This is a genomic window from Shewanella baltica (assembly GCF_900456975.1).
GTDB lineage: Bacteria > Pseudomonadota > Gammaproteobacteria > Enterobacterales > Shewanellaceae > Shewanella > Shewanella baltica.
This window is the reverse complement of the sequence record NZ_UGYM01000002.1, coordinates 507,761-523,582: the sequence shown is the minus strand read 5'-3', so window position 1 is coordinate 523,582 and position 15,822 is coordinate 507,761. Positions and strand designations below refer to the sequence as shown.

Below are 15,822 nucleotides of genomic sequence, written 5' to 3'. Positions count from 1 at the left end.
AACAAATGTTATTCAGCAAGATGATTTTAATTATCAGTCTTAGGGCATAGTTTTTCTTAACTTAATTGCATTAAAATATGGCAATTTTACCTTGCTCAATTTTTAATAAATTGAAAGGCATTTGATACCATTTTGTTAACGGCATTAAATAGGGAACATTATGCTCAGTTGGATTTTTAGTAATAAGAAACTCACTCTTCGGGAAATATGCCTAGATAACACACTTTCGACCTCGGCTAAAATAAAGAAAGTTGATCAATTTCTTGCCGATAGTGGAGATCTCAATTTTATTGATCTCAATATTTCGCCCTGTAACATATTAGTTCCACTATCTTGCCGTCCTCAGTCCGATTTAGTGCTTATAAAATACTTGCTCAACAAAGGCGCTAAAATCGAATGCAATGGTTTCAGTGCCTTGCATTCGGCTATTGAATATAATAACTCTGAACTCGTTACCCTATACCTAGACTCTGGTGCCAATCTTTACTTTCAAAATCAATACAATAATTGCTGGCTCAACTATCTATTTCATCCTAATCCGCAGTATATCTATCAGGATCATCAACGTAGAGATATGATAGATCTTCTACTTGCAGCTAAGTTAGACATCAATAAACCGGTGAGTTTTTGGACCAATGGTGAAGTAAACCACCCGCTAGAAATATTATATGATGAACGAAGTAAAGATCTATTCCTGCATATCATCAATAAAGACATCCCATTAGAAATAGGTAAATTAAGTCTAATTGAAAATATTATTTCCTCGAGCGGATTCTGGGGGATTGAAGCCTTTGCTCCTTTAGTAAAACGCTTTCCTGAATTTAAAAAGTCCCGTTATATTATGGCCAACGACAGCAGCTTCTGGGACGATGCCAATTTACTCGAGCTTTGTGTTTATGCCAAATCACAAGAATATACTGAATATCTGCTAGACCATTATCCGCTGCTCAAAGCTGACTCCCACGCCAAAAGTTTAGTCTATGCGGCATTGACCTCAGAATTTGACCTTAGGATTATCGAAAAACTACTTAAGGCCACCGTCGATATCAATCGCATCTATAGGATGACTCCGCCCGAGGCCGACCATTCCCCCTTGCTCAACCAATATCTTGATCTTGCTAAATTTACCGATGTAAACAAACGGAGTTACATCTATCAAGCCCTTGAACTCTTGCTCAAATATGGCGCTAATCCTAATGCCGAATTTGTGAATACGGGTAAAGCCTATGAGATGTTAGTCTGGTCGAGCTTACGACTACTGATTTATCCAATGGTCGAAAACAAAACCTTTCTGCCCGAGTTCCTCGATCTGTTCCTGCAATATGGCATGGATATCAATAAAAAATTTGGTGCGGTGGATGAACCGACCTTACTCACTCTCTGCCAGCGTGGTTCAGGTAAAGAAGATCAAGCAACACTTATCCAAGTGATGGAATATCTGCTCACCAAGGGGCTGGATTTAAGCCTCACCAATATCTACAACACTAACTATGTGTCTGCGGCGGCTATCTCCTGTCGAACCCAAATACTTGAATGGCTTATTAACCAAGGCGGGGATATTTTTACCCATTGCGGCCACGATAACTCGCCCATTCTACACAAGGCGATTTCGACCTACTGGTGGGATCAAATCTCTGGCCCCATGCGGCGCAATACCGTGGAACTCTTACTGCGCCACGGAGCTAAAATTGAAGAATTCTCAGTAGATGAGCAATTTACGCCACTCATGTGCGCCAGTTACTACGGCGCACAGTCCTGCGTAGAGGCGCTACTCGAACATGGCGCCAATCCCAATGCCATCAATGCCGAAGACACCACCCCCGCCCTTTGCGCTGTGATAGGTGGCAGTTCAATCGAGTTTCCTCGCTTTGAATCAACAGCGGTGCGGATCTTAAGGCTATTGCAACAATATGGCGCCGACTTAACAACTGAGAACTGCCGCGGCAATAGCCCGCTGGTCGCAGCTATAGAGCAGGAATATAAGGAGATTTTCGAAGCGCTGCTGCAAATAGCCTCCTACAGTGAAACTCAGCTTGAGCGAGCACTCGAAGTCGCGGAGCCAGAAAGCTATTTCAGCCGTCGCCTGCTACAACATATTAATGGCGAAACAATGCAACAGCAGACTCAAGTTCAGGCGCAGACTGAAACTAAACCTATCTCAAATATGCAGACAACCGAGACTGCGGATGATAACGCTCCTACTGGCCAACCAGATATAGCGTCTAAAAAGGCCAAATTAGAGGTAAGTAATGCGGCTTCAGATAAAAACCAAATCCCAACGCTGTTCGATCTCAAAACCAAAGTGCAGAGCTTCTTTAAACTTATCGCAAAGGATCCCGATATCACTGTTGCCCAATTTAAAGGCATAGAAGAACAGCTCGATCTGCTGATTGAAAAACTGAATGATTTTAGCTTTTTCCGCAATCAGGCCACCCAAGCGGAGTTTGAAGAAAGCGTGCAGGAATATATTGATGATACGGTCGATGAGATAAACAAGTTAATCGAGGATGATTATCCCGCCCTAACCGAAGCTTTAGTCGATTCAGTCTGGACGATTTTGCAGTACTTTAAGGTTGATATCGAAATTGAAACCGCACTGAGAAAGCGCTTCTGGTAACGATTAGCACCTACTTTGGGTAGCGGTTAGCACCTTAACTGCCAACGAGTACCAAGCATAAAGCCCTAACTTTGGGGCTTTATGCTTTCGAGACTCACACCAGCTGACTTAGCCGCCCGTAACGAAACTCAGACACCCAATCTCAATGTTTGAATGAATTAGCGCTATTTGTTGCCTTATATACAGCCGCTGCGATTTTTGATAGTTCACAAACCAGAATTGGTTATAGGCAAACTGAAAGTGCATCATGTTGTTGATCTAAAATGGATGGCCAGATTTTTTGAAGTCCAACAAGCGATTTATGCCCTGCAAACAGCGCATAAATACTAAGACGTTAGCACTATTCTCTTTAACTAAATTAGTGAGCAATTCTAGTGGAATATACGTTCGGCGAAATTCATAGAAAAATAGAGCAAGAAGAATCATTTGAAAGTAAGACAGAGGATGAAATTGACAGCTTTATTTCGGGAGTAGCAAGCGAACTCTTAAATGACAGCTTATATGCTTTGGAAGATGGTTTAAAAAGTCGAAGAGCGTTACAGAGTAAGATATGGAAATATTGGGGAGCTACTTTTAATCTCTTTGATTTTTATATTGGCAGTTACCTAGACATTGCATCAATGTATCGCGAGTCTGTATTAAAAACGGATGATTGCCTCGATCTTAGGTTCGTTGCTTTGACTCAGCTTCATGCTAAATCTGTGTTAGTTCTGAGAGAAATTCAAGCCTTAATTGAGGCTGGTTATCCTGATGGCGCAATGACTCGGTGGCGTACACTCCATGAATTAGCCGTATGCTCTTGTGTTATTTTTGAATCAGAAAAGTCAGCTAAATATTATCTTTTGTCTGAACATATTACGAATGCTAAAGGTGCAAAGTGTTATAGCGATCATGCAGTTAAATTAAATCATGAGCCATATACGCAATCTGAATTAGATTCAATTGCTTCTTTAAAAGCCGCTGCGCTTACAGAACTAGGCGATGATTATAAAAGTTCAGATTATTTTTGGGCAATGCCATTTTTGGTAGAAAAAGGTTATAAAGGAAATCGTCCTAACCTATATGATTTAGAAGTAAGAGTTGGTTTAGATCACTATCGACCTTACTTTACCTTAGCATGCGAGAAAATCCATGCACCATCCAAATCTAATTATGCAAATTTCGCGGCCTCAGAACTTAATAATGCCGTACTTGTTGTAGGTCCAAGTCATTATGGATATGAGACTCCGATTGATCTTGCAATGTTATCGTCATTAATTACATTTTCTAAATTTTTATTTTTGTTCCCTAATTTAGACTGCACCATATTTTTGAAAATGATTTCACTTGCACAAGAAAAAGTACTAGAGTCCGCATTCGCAAAAAGTGCTAACAAGGCATTTAAATCAAACTAAAACAATTTGTTACACTTAAGCCCTCTACACGTTTCCACCCACTATGTTAGCCCGCTTAACGCGGCGTTCCCCATAGAAATCTTCATACGAAACTCACTAATTCGAACTAAAAGTCTAACTTGGAAATGTCCCAAAGTATGTTGCGTATGTCTTATAAATCTACAGATTACGCGAATGCTCGAAAGGTGCGCCATGGTGATTGGCGAGACGACCGTCCGCCCCATGGACGGGGCGGTCGAGCATCCACGGATGGACTAGCTGCGTGTCGATGAGTGAATGCCATGGCGCACCTGTATGAGTGGAAATCAGCGAACGTAAAATGCCTAATAACTGAAGTTACAGGTTACTCAGCTGTACTAGCACTACACAATTTTCCAACACTCTTTTATCCAAAAGCGACTTACGTTTGATTTAAGGCCTTCCCCCACCTAATACGCCAAATCCCCCAAAACACCTCAGAAAACAAAACTCGCGTTAAGTTGCCTTAACGCGAGTTATGAGTTTCAAGCTTTAACCGCTAATTGAAGCTCTGATTAAGCTCTAGCTTAAGTTTAACGGCTAATCACCAAAATCATCGAGTAGGATGTTTTCTGGCTCAACACCTAGGCTTTCAAGCATCTTTATCACTGAAGAGTTCATGATTGGAGGACCACACATGTAGTACTCGCAGTCTTCTGGTGCCTTATGATTTTTAAGATAATTCTCATAAATCACATTATGGATAAAGCCAGTGTAGCCAGTCCAATTATCCTCAGGCAATGGCTCAGATAACGCCACATGCCAAACGAAGTTGTCATTCTCGGCCGCTAGGGCATCGAAATCCGCTTGGTAAAACACTTCACGGGTCGAACGTGCGCCGTACCAGAAGCTCATTTTACGTGTGGTTTTCTTACTCTTAAGCTGATCGAAAATGTGTGAACGCATAGGTGCCATGCCCGCACCGCCGCCGATAAACACCATTTCCGCATCGGTTTCCTTCACAAAGAACTCACCGAATGGCCCAGAAATCGTCACAGTATCGCCCGCTTTCAGGTTGAAGATGTAAGATGACATCTTGCCCGCTGGCACATTGGCCGATGGCGGCGTCGCAATCCGCACGTTCAGCATAATGCGGCCCTTTTCATCGGGATAGTTGGCCATAGAGTAAGCGCGCAACACTTCTTCATTAACGGTAGAGACAATATCAAACAGGCCGTATTTGTCCCAATCGCCACGGTATTTTTCAGGAATATCAAAGTCAGCGTATTTCACCACATGGGCTGGCGCTTCGATTTGAATATACCCCCCCGCTTTAAAGCGAACATCTTCACCTTCGGGTAACTCAAGCAATAACTCCTTGATAAAAGTCGCCTTGTTATCATTAGAGATCACTTTGCATTGCCACTTTTTCACCCCAAAGATTTCTTCGTCGAGCTCAAGCTCCATATCGGTTTTCACTGAGACTTGGCAGGCGAGACGACACCCTTCTTTAGCCTCTTTCTTGGTGATATGGCCCATTTCAGTCGGCAGAATGTCACCGCCGCCCGATTTGATTTTCACTCGGCACTGACCGCAGGTTCCGCCGCCACCACAGGCTGACGGAATAAAAATACTCTGACTCGCCAAAGCGCCGAGCAACTTGTCACCCGCCGCAACTTGAATGCTTTTTTCGGCATCTTCGTTGATGCTTATTGTCACTTCACCCGTAGCCACTAATTGCTTTTTGGCGATTAGAATCACTATCACCAATAGACAGACCACTAGCGTGAACATGCCTATGCCAATTGCCATTTCCATCGTATTACCCTTTTCTAGCTCTTTTCTAAAAAGAATCTGGTTTCACTTTCTCAATTCTTGGCTCGCCTACTGTAGCTTTACAGCGAGATCCCTGAGAAAGACATAAAGCCCAGCGCCATCAAGCCTGTTGTGATAAAGGTGATACCAATACCTTGTAAGCCTTCGGGAATCGCGTTGAATTTCATTCTTTCACGCAGCCCCGCCAGCAGCACAATTGCCACCGCCCAGCCAAAACCCGAGCCCATAGCAAACACCACTGACTCACCGAAGTTGTAATCACGGTTCGCCATAAAGATCACCCCAGCAAAAATCGCGCAGTTTACTGTGAGCAAAGGTAAGAAGATCCCAAGGGAGTCATACAGGCTAGGAATGTACTTATCCAAAAACATTTCAAGGATTTGCACTAACGCCGCAATCACACCGATGAAAGTGATCAGCTGCAGGTAACTTAAATCGATACCGGGTAATCCCGCCCAAGACAATGCACCAGGTGCGAGCACTTTGACGTAAATCAGCTGGTTTAACGGCACGGCTAAGGTCATGACCACAATCACGGCGACACCTAGACCAAAGGCGGTTGACACTTTTTTAGACACGGCCAAGAAAGTACACATGCCCAAGAAGAACGACAGCGCCATGTTGTCGATAAAAGTGGCCTGCAAAAATAGATTTATATAGTGTTCCATATCTGCTCCTTAACCCCGTTTCCGCTGGATCACATTGATAGTCCAGATCAGCACGCCAATCAGGAAGAAGGCGCTCGGTGGTAACTTGAACATCTCGTTTGGCAAGTACCAGCCGCCATTTTCAATGGTGGTAAACACGCTATGACCGAATAAATTGCCCGTTCCTAACAGCTCGCGTACAAAGGCGACGCTGATCAAAATCAAGCCATAACCTGTCGCATTACCCAGCGCATCGACGACCGCTAAATGCGGTGGATACTTCATGGCGAAGGCTTCTGCGCGGCCCATGATGATACAGTTAGTGATAATTAACCCAACGAATACAGAAAGTTGTTTAGATAACTCGTAGGCCACATCCTGCAGTACCATATCGACGATAATCACCAAAGAGGCGATAACCGTCATCTGCGCGATAATGCGCACACTGGTTGGGATAAAGTTACGGATGGCAGAGATAATCAGGTTGGAAAATACCAACACAAAGGTCACTGCCAGTGTCATCACCACAGCGGTTTGCATTGAGTTACTGACCGCCAGCGCCGAACATACGCCCAGCACTTGCATGGCGACGGGGTTATTGGCAAACACTGGCCCCGTTAGCATGTCACGCATGGATAAAGTGTTGCTCATTTTGCCTCTCCCATCTCACCTTGCAATTCACCCAGCGCGGCCGACGCTTTCAGCTGATTGAAGAAGGTTTGAAATCCCTCAACGCCAAACCAAAACTCCATCGCGCGCTGCACGCCGCGGCCTGTCATAGTCGCGCCACTGACCGCATCCACACCGTGAACATCGCCTTCTTTGGCACCGCCTTTAACAAGACGTATCGAGAACTTGCCTTTTTCATCAAATAATTGCTTACCCTTCCATAGCGATAACCAATGGGGATCGGTCACAAAGTCGCCGATACCTGGGGTTTCGCCATGCTCGTACACGACTAACCCTTTGATGGTATTGAAATCGGGTTCAACCGCCACATAACCGTAGATCATCGACCACAGACCTTTACCGTAGAAAGGCACAACCACACTGTCTAACTTGCCGTCGGCATCGAGCACTTTAAATACGCGCGCATCGTTCGCACGGGTTTTAATCTTGGCGATGTCCTTTTTCGGTGCGCTTGAGGTCTCAGGATTAATCGCCGCCATACGCTCATCGAAATCGAGCACGTTAGCGTCAGAGTCCACCTTACCTGTGTCTAAGTTGATCAATAATGGCTTAACCGATTTAGCGAAAATCTCTCTAAAGTCAGTGTCCTGACCTAAGTTCACATCAGCGGCCATCAACACATAACGCTTCACTTCGTCACGTTTTTTGGCGACTTTACGTTCTTTCAATATGCCTGCTGTGCCTGTGATCATAAACGAGCACAGGAGGCAGAGCGTGATGGTGAAGATCATGGTCCCCACCACAGTATCTTTCTTAAAGACCATGACGTTTTAATCTCCGTTTGATGTTGGCGCGGGCCACCAGATAATCGAACAGCGGCGCCCAAAGGTTGGCGAACAGAATGGCTAACATCACGCCCTCAGGCATTTTTGGGTTAGCGACACGGATAAGCACTGTCATAAAACCAATCAAGGCACCGTAGGCAAATTTGCCTTGGCGAGTGTAGGAAGTGGTCACAGGATCGGTGGCCATAAACATCATCGCCAGCGCAAAACCGCCAGTGACCAGATGCCAAGTCCACGGCATTGCCATCATGTCATTGCTGCTAGAACCGATGTAATTACAGATGGTTGCAGTCGCAATCATGCCCAGCAGCACACCAAGCACAATGCGCCAGTCGGCTAAGCGGCTGATCAGCAATAGTGAACCGCCGATCAAAATGGCTAAGGTGCTAGTTTCACCAATCGCGCCCACGGTAAAGCCAAAAAAGTTGTTCCACCAGTTAGGATCGCTAAAGGCGCTAAACCAAGCGTAATCGGTAAAGCTCAGCTTGCCCGCTGCGGTTTGTGCCAGCGCCGTTGCACCAGAGAAACCATCAACGGCAACCAGCTGTTTAATGGTTGAAACTTCAGAGGGATAGGCGAAGTAGATAAAAGCCAAGCCCGCCAGCGCAGGGTTAAGGAAGTTATATCCCATGCCGCCAAACAGCTCTTTAGCCACAACCACACCAAAGGAAATCCCCATGGCCACCAGCCATAGCGGTGTCGATACTGGCAAAATTAAGGTAAATAGCAGGGCTGTAACGAAGAAGCCTTCGTGCAACTCTTGGCCGCGAACCCGCGCAAACACCACTTCCCAAAACAAACTGGTCAGCAGCGCCGTCAGGTAAATCGGCAGATAAAAACTAAGACCATAGAGGAATAGACCTAATATCCCAGTGTCTTGGCTAAGGCCGCCAAACAGGGTATTAAAGATTTCTAACTTCCAAATATCTGGGGTCGATAAGCCGCCCGCGAGCGCAAGCTGTGCCTGTAGGCCAATGTTATATAGACCGAATAAAATGGCGGGCAGTAAACACAAACCGACTAGCGTCATGGTACGTTTCACGTCAATCGCGTCACGCACATGTACTTTACCCTTAGTGCTGTGGCCACTGGCAATGACGAGTGAACGCAAAAAGCCCTTCATCGACTTACCCGTTGCGTAGTATTCTTCCTGTAAATCTGCGGCTTGCTGTAAATCAGGCTTTTTAACTTGCTTAGTCATTAACCTTCCCTCTCGATAACATCTAGACAGGCACGTAATTCTTTACCAAAGTCATATTTGCCGGGACACACAAAAGTACACAGCGCCAGATCTTCTTCATCTAACTCCAATGCACCTAAGGCCTGCGCCTCATCGGTATCACGCACCACTAAGTCTCGAACGAGCAAAGTGGGTAAAATATCCAGTGGCATCACGCGATCTAGCTGACCAAAGGCCATCATAGCGCGGGCTGAACCGCCCTGATGGGTAGTGAATTCGAACAGCTTAGTGGCACCAAACAAACGTGATGTCACTGCTCGGGTAATAGAGAATTTATCCGAGCCACCCCGTACCCAAGAAAGCACATGGTGCTGCGCATCTTCGCTCAGCACTGACACTTGGTTGTGGAATCGACCTAAAAAGTCATGCACACCAACCGCCGTATGGCCTGATAACACTGAGCCCGATACCACGCGGTTTTGGCCGGGTTTGATGTCATCACTGACTAAAGGACTTAACTCGGCGCCCAACTGAGTGCGCAGTAAACGCGGATTTAGCACGCTCGGGCCACCTAAGGCGACGATGCGGTCGGTATATAACTCACCGGTTTGGAATAACTTGCCGTAGGCAATCACGTCTTGATAGCCGATATGCCATACCTGACGCTCTAAACTCACAGGTAGAATAAAGTGAATATGAGTGCCGACTAAACCTGCAGGATGAACCCCGTCAAAACGGCGCAGCTCAAGTTGCGGCAATGCCTCTTTCACAATAGCTTCGCCCTTATCCTGACACAGGTAAACCTTGCCCTCGGTTAAGCGGCTCAACACCAGCAAGCCAGCTTTAAAAGCCTCGGTTTGCTCGGCGATGATCAAACGCGGATCGGCGGCCAGTGGATTAGTATCAATTGCGGTAACAAAAATCCCTGCGGGCGTGCTATCGAGCGCAGGCACGCGCGAGAAAGGCCGCGTACGCAGTGCAGTCCATAGACCGCTTTTCACTAATTGCGCCTGAACGGTTGACCTTGCTAAAGCGGCGATGTCTTGATGGATCTCGAAGGAAATCTGTCCATCGCGGTTTTCGCCGTCATCACAACGAATGACAACCGATTGTAGAATTCGGCGCTCGCCGCGGTTAATCGCCACGACTTGGCCACTAGCGGGTGCAGTGAACAACACGCCCGGTGTTTTTTTATCTTCAAACAGGGCTTGGCCCTTTTGAACCCAATCGCCCTCTTCGACCAACATCGTCGGCTTAAGCCCAACGAATTCTTCACCCAGAACAGCCACTTGGGATGGCTTAGCACCGAGTTCAATGACCTGTCGCGGCTCGCCAGCAATCGGCAAGTCGAGGCCTTTTTTGATCGTTACAATTTGGTTTGAAAAATCTGCCATCACAAATATCAACCATGAAAAATTTTTAGATAAATTCAGGGTAGAGATTTGTTAACCCAGTTTCCGATATTGGCGTCACATTCCGCCGCAAATTCGTAAGTTAGATACGTAAAATTACGCCGTTTTGTGACATAGATTCACTTCCAAACTGGCCGCGATCTATAAATGTAGTTTTATAACAATTTATTCATAAATACGTTATTGCTGATTTAGTCATACCTAAGGTTTACAAAAATAAGCCAAAATCCCCATCTCAGTGCAGCAAAGCGATAAAACCGTTAAAAGCGCGACTCAGAGAACAAACTTCAACCAATGGCATGCCTCAACAGGGCGCAATACCGTTTAGCGGGCTGGCTATTTTTAGCGCACTAACATTTCAACCTATGGTTTAACCTTTGCTTTACAGCAAAAGCTTGGTAGCCTCAAACTAAGAGAGTTTTCGTAGGAGAAATAGATGGAATACAGACGCATACCGCATTCTAATCTCGAGGTCAGCAAAATCTGTTTGGGCACTATGACTTGGGGCGAACAAAATACCCAAGCCGAAGCATTTGCACAGCTGGACTACGCCATAGGAAATGGCATCAACTTTATCGATACGGCGGAAATGTATCCCGTCCCACCTAAGCCCGAAACCCAAGGGGAAACCGAGCGTATTCTGGGTCAATATATCAAGGCACACGGCAACCGTGACGACTTAGTGATTGCCACTAAAATTGCCGCACCGGGTGGTAAGAGTGATTATATTCGCAAGAATATGGCGCTGGACTGGAACAATATCCACCAAGCGGTCGATGCGTCACTCGAGCGCCTGCAAATCGACACTATCGATCTTTATCAAATCCATTGGCCCGACCGAAATACCAACTTCTTTGGTGAACTGTTTTACGATCAACAGGATCAAGAACATCAAACCCCGATCCTCGAAACCCTAGAAGCCCTCGCCGAAGTGATCCGCCAAGGTAAAGTGCGCTATATCGGTGTGTCGAACGAAACACCTTGGGGCTTGATGAAGTACCTGCAACTGGCCGAAAAACACGGCTTACCGCGTATTGTGAGTGTGCAAAACCCTTATAACTTGCTCAATCGCAGCTTCGAAGTCGGCATGAGCGAAATCAGCCACCGTGAAAACCTGCCGCTGCTCGCCTACTCACCCTTGGCCTTTGGCGCCTTAACCGGTAAATACTGCAACGACCAATGGCCTGAAGGTGCACGCCTGACCTTGTTTAAGCGTTTCGCCCGTTACACAGGTTCGCAAATGGCACTGGAGGCCACGCAAGCCTACGTCGATTTAGCCCACGAGTTCAAACTCACGCCAGCGCAAATGGCGTTAGCCTTTGTTAACTCACGTCAGTTTGTCGGCTCCAATATCATAGGCGCCACCGACTTGTATCAACTGAAAGAAAACATCGACAGCCTGAAAGTCACCTTATCGCCTGAGCTATTAGTGCGATTAAACGAACTGTCCGATAAATTCAGATTACCTTGCCCTTAGCCCCTAGGCTTAGTCGGCGAGTCGTTTGAATAACCAATAGCATCAGGCAATACACCTGATGCTATTGATTTCATTCAGCTCAACGTCCCTTGCCAAGCGCAAATACAATCCCTTTTCGCTCCTCGCTTTAGGTTAACGGCAAGCCCTCAGCCCAAACTCTCTTGCACTGACCAAGTACAAAGCTATCGTATTACCCCCGTTAAACTCGCAGCAGCATACTCAGCCCGATACCCTTCGACGGTCCTCCGGCAAAATGCGTCAGGTTACATTCGGATACAGAGTCCTGTTAAGAACTGAAATATAGTGGCGCCACAGTCACTAGACAGATGTCTTAAGGATCAAAAAATGAAAAAACTTTGCTTTGTAATCACAAGTGTTTTGATGTCGAGCCACGCGCTTGCTGAAAGCAATACCTACATTCGTAACGGTAATATCTATAGTCATCAAGATCAGTTCTTTGCTGGCGCAGGTGTTGCTACTGGCAGTCAATTTTATAAGGGTCAAGATCACCAAACAGGTATCTACCTCAATGGCGGCTACCACGGTGAGGACTTCAACGCCGATCTGTCCGGTATCAACTACCGCTTTTTAGGCACCAACGATAGTGCCGTCAACTTCAGCATTTTTGTGGTTGCCAATCCCGGCTTTGATGCCAATGACGCCGATATTTTAACTGGCATGAAGGATCGTAAATTCAGTGGCGATCTGGGTTTAAACGCCGACATTCATTTAGGCACAGGCACGTTATCAACCAAATTCCAACACGATGTAACAAATGTTTATGATGGTTTTCAAGCTGATATAACCTACTACCATCCAATAAATCTGGGCTTTGGGGATCTGGTGCCTTATGCAGGTGTGCACTATTTCAGTAAAGACTTCGCAAACTACTACACAGGTGTGACGTCATCTGAAGCAACGGCGCAGCGCCCTGCTTATCAAGCCGACGGCACCTTCGCCTATAAGCTGGGTTACGCTTTGGTTATTCCAGTCACTAAGCATTTAGACATTACTCAAGCCACTGGTTACTCGCACATAGCTGCCAACATGGCTGACTCTCCGCTAATCGACAGTAGCAACCAGTGGGTTACTACTCTTGGCGTGAGCTATAGCTTCTAACTAACCTGACGAGACAAGACCATGACATCGATCAAAAAAACGTTTTTATGTGCTGGATTAGCCCTGATGCTTTCAGCTTGCGCCACTTCATACGATACCGAAAAACAATTTTGGTCTTTCGGTAAAGGCTTTGAAACCGCACAGATTGCACCCGATAGCTGGCAGATTAGCTTTGTTGGCAATACCAACACTGACCGCGCATTGGCCCGAAAGTACGTCATGCGTAAATCGGCTGAGTTATGCAAACAGGCTGGTTATAGCTACTTCACTTTCACTCGCGAACAAACCGATCGTGACGCAGTGGGCCAATTTGGGGTAGGAAAGAACAGCAGTAACGATATTTTGTGGGGGAGTTCGACGATGAATCAAGAAACTTCTGTCATGGTCGAAGTCACAGGTTTACATAGCAAACCAGAAAATACGAACTCACGTATCTACGACACGGATTACATACTTAACAATGTCGATGTGAAAGGTTAATTGCAAATCAAACGTGCACCAGCCTAGCTCCTAGGCTGGTGCTGTTTTATCGCTACATCGCGACATTGCTCGCTTTGCCTGATGGTTATGCAGCGTTACGCAGCCGATGAAAACAACTCTGCCCCCAGCGTTAAAATCCAGTCTTAAACTCTTGCTATAAACTCCGCTTTAAAATTCGGCCTTAAATTCCGGTCTAAATCTCCAGTCCGAAACTTTAGCCTTAAACTCAGCGTTAAACTTCAGCCTTGAATTTTAGTGACATGCGAGCGCCACCGAGCTCAGGGGAGCGTCCAATACGTAATGGGGCATTCATCCAACAACCAATTCTGTCGACAATCGCCAACCCCATGCCATGACCGGAATTTCCACGACTGTGCTGACCACGCACAAAAGGCTTAATCACCTGCGCAGACTCCAGTTCATCTATGCCTGGACCGTCATCGTCAACGTGTAACCAGGTCGCGCCCTCCTCGACTGCCAACGTCAGCCGAATCTTTGCCTTACCAAAACGCAGCGCATTATTAAGCAAATTATTCACCTGCATTGATAAGTACTTGGGATCTGTCTTGATCTTGAGTGCTGTGGGATAGGTAACCAGTTCAACTGAAAAATCGGGGTACACTTGGCCTTGATACTTTTCGAGTAGCCAAGCATTGAGTTCAATCGACTGCCAATCGGGCTGGATATTCGCTTCATCGAGGCGGGCATAACTCAGCAACGTCATCACCAAGTCTTCCATCGTGTCTAGATCGCGGTTCAAGCGCTGGAAATACTTCACTCTGAGCTGTTCGCTTTGGGTTTCTTCCAGCGCCTCAATGCCGAATCTTAGCCGTGCGATCGGAGTTTTTAAATCGTGAGAAACAGCTCGACTGAGCAGTTTATTGTCATCGATCAATTGCTGAATACGATCCGCCATGCGGTTGAATTCGCTTTCAATAGCACCTATGTACGACGTTTTTCTAACAGGAATTCTCTGCTGCAACTCCCCCATGCCAAACGCTTGGGTTGCCTTACTGAGATTAACCAGTTGACGGATCAAGGGCGACACCCACACCAACAAAATCAGCACCACGCCGCCATAAAAAAGCATGGTATACAGCTTATTCAAGTCAAAGCTGACATCGGTGGGCGTGACGATATCAGTATTGATGTTTAATACCTTCCCCGTTTTTGGCAGTAAATAATGCAAGGAGATGCCGTCATCGGACTCCAGCAGCAGTGATTCCCCGGCATAAAAAGCGGTTTTTAGGGCAGAGGGTAAAACGAAATCGGCTTCACTCGCTAAAGATAACTGCTCTGAATTTAGCTGGTTCCAGCTTGCGATAAAACCTTGATTGTTAACGCTATCGTTATCGAGCGTTTGCGCCAGTGTGCCACCCAGTAGTTTTAATGCGGCGAGGTTAGTTGCAGGACTGGGCGTTTCTTTTTCAGAGTCTAAAAGTGTTGCAAACTCGCTTATCGACCAGCCTAGGCTCGCAATGGCCACCAGCACCACCAACACCAGAGAAGTCATCAACTTCTTCATAAAGCTTGCTCACCCTCATCGCGGCAAAAAAGGTATCCCTTGCCACGAATGGTTTTCACTTTATAGGGCTGACTCAAGGCTTCCTGCAATTTCTTGCGTAAACGCGATATGCGAATATCAACTGAACGATCTAGGCCATCGTATTCAATGCCTCGCAGCTGAGCCACCAGTTCATTACGACTCACTATCGTGCCCGCCTTCAATGCCAGCAGCCACAACACATCGAACTCATTGGCATTCAAATCCAGCGGCTGTTTATCGATAGTGACCGATTTTGCCGTCGCATTGAGTACCAGCGAATCAAACACTAACTGTTGTTTTTGCTCCTCATCACCCACACGGCGTAACAGGGCTTTTATCCGCGCTAACAACACCTGTGGCCGGATCGGCTTAGTCAGGTAATCATCTGCCCCGACATCTAATCCGCGGATCTCATCCCCATCCTCAACACAAGCCGTCATAAAGAGAATGGGTCCAGCATAAAATGCCCTCGCTTCCTTACAGACATCGAAACCATTCTTAACGGGTAACATCACGTCGAGTAACACTAAGTCAGGTATCTCTTCGGCTATCATCTCTAAGGCAAAATCGCCTTGGCTGGCAACCGTGACTTCGTAACCGTGATCCAGTAAATAATCACTGATCCACTCTGCCAGCGAGATATCGTCTTCGACCACTAAGATGTGCTTTTCAACTGACATA

The 15,822-nt window shown here is 46.2% G+C and carries 13 protein-coding genes; 5 read left to right on the top strand and 8 right to left on the bottom strand.

What is annotated here, in order from left to right:
- Positions 1-160: 160 nt before the first annotated feature.
- Together DYH48_RS02350 and DYH48_RS02345 are read left to right on the top strand one after the other, a co-directional pair.
- Positions 161-2,617 (top strand): ankyrin repeat domain-containing protein, encoded by a 2,457-nt coding sequence (locus DYH48_RS02350; RefSeq protein WP_115333948.1) that lies wholly within the window; start codon positions 161-163, stop codon positions 2,615-2,617.
- Between the two features lie 374 nt (positions 2,618-2,991).
- A complete protein-coding gene (locus tag DYH48_RS02345) occupies positions 2,992-4,011 on the top strand; it encodes a DUF5677 domain-containing protein (protein WP_115333947.1) in 1,020 nt (339 codons plus the stop codon).
- Positions 4,012-4,569: 558 nt separating this feature from the next.
- Here DYH48_RS02345 and nqrF read toward each other — a convergent pair.
- The 6 genes from nqrF to DYH48_RS02315 all read right to left on the bottom strand — a co-directional run bounded on the left by nqrF (position 4,570) and on the right by DYH48_RS02315 (position 10,501).
- Positions 4,570-5,787: an NADH:ubiquinone reductase (Na(+)-transporting) subunit F gene (gene nqrF / locus DYH48_RS02340; protein WP_115333946.1), complete on the bottom strand. Its 1,218-nt coding sequence runs from the start codon at positions 5,785-5,787 to the stop codon at positions 4,570-4,572.
- Between the two features lie 77 nt (positions 5,788-5,864).
- Positions 5,865-6,473 carry an NADH:ubiquinone reductase (Na(+)-transporting) subunit E gene (gene nqrE / locus DYH48_RS02335; protein WP_106651538.1) on the bottom strand — a complete coding sequence of 203 codons (609 nt, stop codon included), beginning with the start codon at positions 6,471-6,473 and terminating at the stop codon, positions 5,865-5,867.
- A 9-nt stretch (positions 6,474-6,482) separates the two neighbouring features.
- Positions 6,483-7,103, bottom strand: coding sequence for an NADH:ubiquinone reductase (Na(+)-transporting) subunit D (locus DYH48_RS02330; protein WP_006080314.1), 621 nt, complete (start codon positions 7,101-7,103; stop codon positions 6,483-6,485).
- Positions 7,100-7,906, bottom strand: coding sequence for a Na(+)-translocating NADH-quinone reductase subunit C (locus DYH48_RS02325; protein WP_115333945.1), 807 nt, complete (start codon positions 7,904-7,906; stop codon positions 7,100-7,102). The genes DYH48_RS02330 and DYH48_RS02325 overlap by 4 nt, the downstream gene beginning before the upstream one ends.
- Positions 7,896-9,128: an NADH:ubiquinone reductase (Na(+)-transporting) subunit B gene (locus tag DYH48_RS02320; RefSeq protein WP_115333944.1), complete on the bottom strand. Its 1,233-nt coding sequence runs from the start codon at positions 9,126-9,128 to the stop codon at positions 7,896-7,898. Before DYH48_RS02320 ends, DYH48_RS02325 begins: the two co-directional genes overlap by 11 nt.
- The gene (locus DYH48_RS02315) at positions 9,128-10,501 is read right to left on the bottom strand and encodes a Na(+)-translocating NADH-quinone reductase subunit A (RefSeq protein ID WP_071938532.1); all 1,374 of its coding nucleotides are present in this window, start codon (positions 10,499-10,501) and stop codon (positions 9,128-9,130) included. The genes DYH48_RS02320 and DYH48_RS02315 overlap by 1 nt, the downstream gene beginning before the upstream one ends.
- A gap of 454 nt (positions 10,502-10,955) precedes the next feature.
- Between DYH48_RS02315 and DYH48_RS02310 the strand changes: the two genes are divergently transcribed.
- The 3 genes from DYH48_RS02310 (at position 10,956) to DYH48_RS02300 (ending at position 13,595) form a co-directional block, all read left to right on the top strand.
- On the top strand, positions 10,956-11,996 hold the full coding sequence (locus tag DYH48_RS02310; protein ID WP_115333943.1) for an NADP(H)-dependent aldo-keto reductase: 1,041 nt from the start codon (positions 10,956-10,958) through the stop codon (positions 11,994-11,996).
- A 345-nt stretch (positions 11,997-12,341) separates the two neighbouring features.
- Positions 12,342-13,115: an outer membrane protein OmpV gene (gene ompV, locus DYH48_RS02305; protein ID WP_012090121.1), complete on the top strand. Its 774-nt coding sequence runs from the start codon at positions 12,342-12,344 to the stop codon at positions 13,113-13,115.
- 21 nt (positions 13,116-13,136) lie between these two features.
- Positions 13,137-13,595 (top strand): CC0125/CC1285 family lipoprotein, encoded by a 459-nt coding sequence (locus tag DYH48_RS02300; RefSeq protein ID WP_006080308.1) that lies wholly within the window; start codon positions 13,137-13,139, stop codon positions 13,593-13,595.
- Positions 13,596-13,827: 232 nt separating this feature from the next.
- On the opposite strand, the gene DYH48_RS02295 is transcribed toward DYH48_RS02300, so the two are convergent.
- Both DYH48_RS02295 and DYH48_RS02290 read right to left on the bottom strand, forming a co-directional pair.
- Positions 13,828-15,120 carry an ATP-binding protein gene (locus DYH48_RS02295; RefSeq protein WP_115333942.1) on the bottom strand — a complete coding sequence of 431 codons (1,293 nt, stop codon included), beginning with the start codon at positions 15,118-15,120 and terminating at the stop codon, positions 13,828-13,830.
- Positions 15,117-15,821: a response regulator gene (locus DYH48_RS02290; RefSeq protein WP_006080306.1), complete on the bottom strand. Its 705-nt coding sequence runs from the start codon at positions 15,819-15,821 to the stop codon at positions 15,117-15,119. The genes DYH48_RS02295 and DYH48_RS02290 overlap by 4 nt, the downstream gene beginning before the upstream one ends.
- Between the last annotated feature and the right edge of the window lies 1 nt (position 15,822).

Bases quoted from the DNA above. Each gene is read 5' to 3' on its own strand.
- DYH48_RS02350 (WP_115333948.1), top strand. From the start codon at position 161: ATGCTCAGTTGGATTTTTAGTAATAAGAAACTCACTCTTCGGGAAATA.
- nqrF (WP_115333946.1), bottom strand. From the start codon at position 5,787: ATGGAAATGGCAATTGGCATAGGCATGTTCACGCTAGTGGTCTGTCTA.
- nqrE (WP_106651538.1), bottom strand. From the start codon at position 6,473: ATGGAACACTATATAAATCTATTTTTGCAGGCCACTTTTATCGACAAC.
- DYH48_RS02330 (WP_006080314.1), bottom strand. From the start codon at position 7,103: ATGAGCAACACTTTATCCATGCGTGACATGCTAACGGGGCCAGTGTTT.
- DYH48_RS02325 (WP_115333945.1), bottom strand. From the start codon at position 7,906: ATGGTCTTTAAGAAAGATACTGTGGTGGGGACCATGATCTTCACCATC.
- DYH48_RS02320 (WP_115333944.1), bottom strand. From the start codon at position 9,128: ATGACTAAGCAAGTTAAAAAGCCTGATTTACAGCAAGCCGCAGATTTA.
- DYH48_RS02315 (WP_071938532.1), bottom strand. From the start codon at position 10,501: ATGGCAGATTTTTCAAACCAAATTGTAACGATCAAAAAAGGCCTCGAC.
- DYH48_RS02310 (WP_115333943.1), top strand. From the start codon at position 10,956: ATGGAATACAGACGCATACCGCATTCTAATCTCGAGGTCAGCAAAATC.
- ompV (WP_012090121.1), top strand. From the start codon at position 12,342: ATGAAAAAACTTTGCTTTGTAATCACAAGTGTTTTGATGTCGAGCCAC.
- DYH48_RS02300 (WP_006080308.1), top strand. From the start codon at position 13,137: ATGACATCGATCAAAAAAACGTTTTTATGTGCTGGATTAGCCCTGATG.
- DYH48_RS02295 (WP_115333942.1), bottom strand. From the start codon at position 15,120: ATGAAGAAGTTGATGACTTCTCTGGTGTTGGTGGTGCTGGTGGCCATT.
- DYH48_RS02290 (WP_006080306.1), bottom strand. From the start codon at position 15,821: ATGTCAGTTGAAAAGCACATCTTAGTGGTCGAAGACGATATCTCGCTG.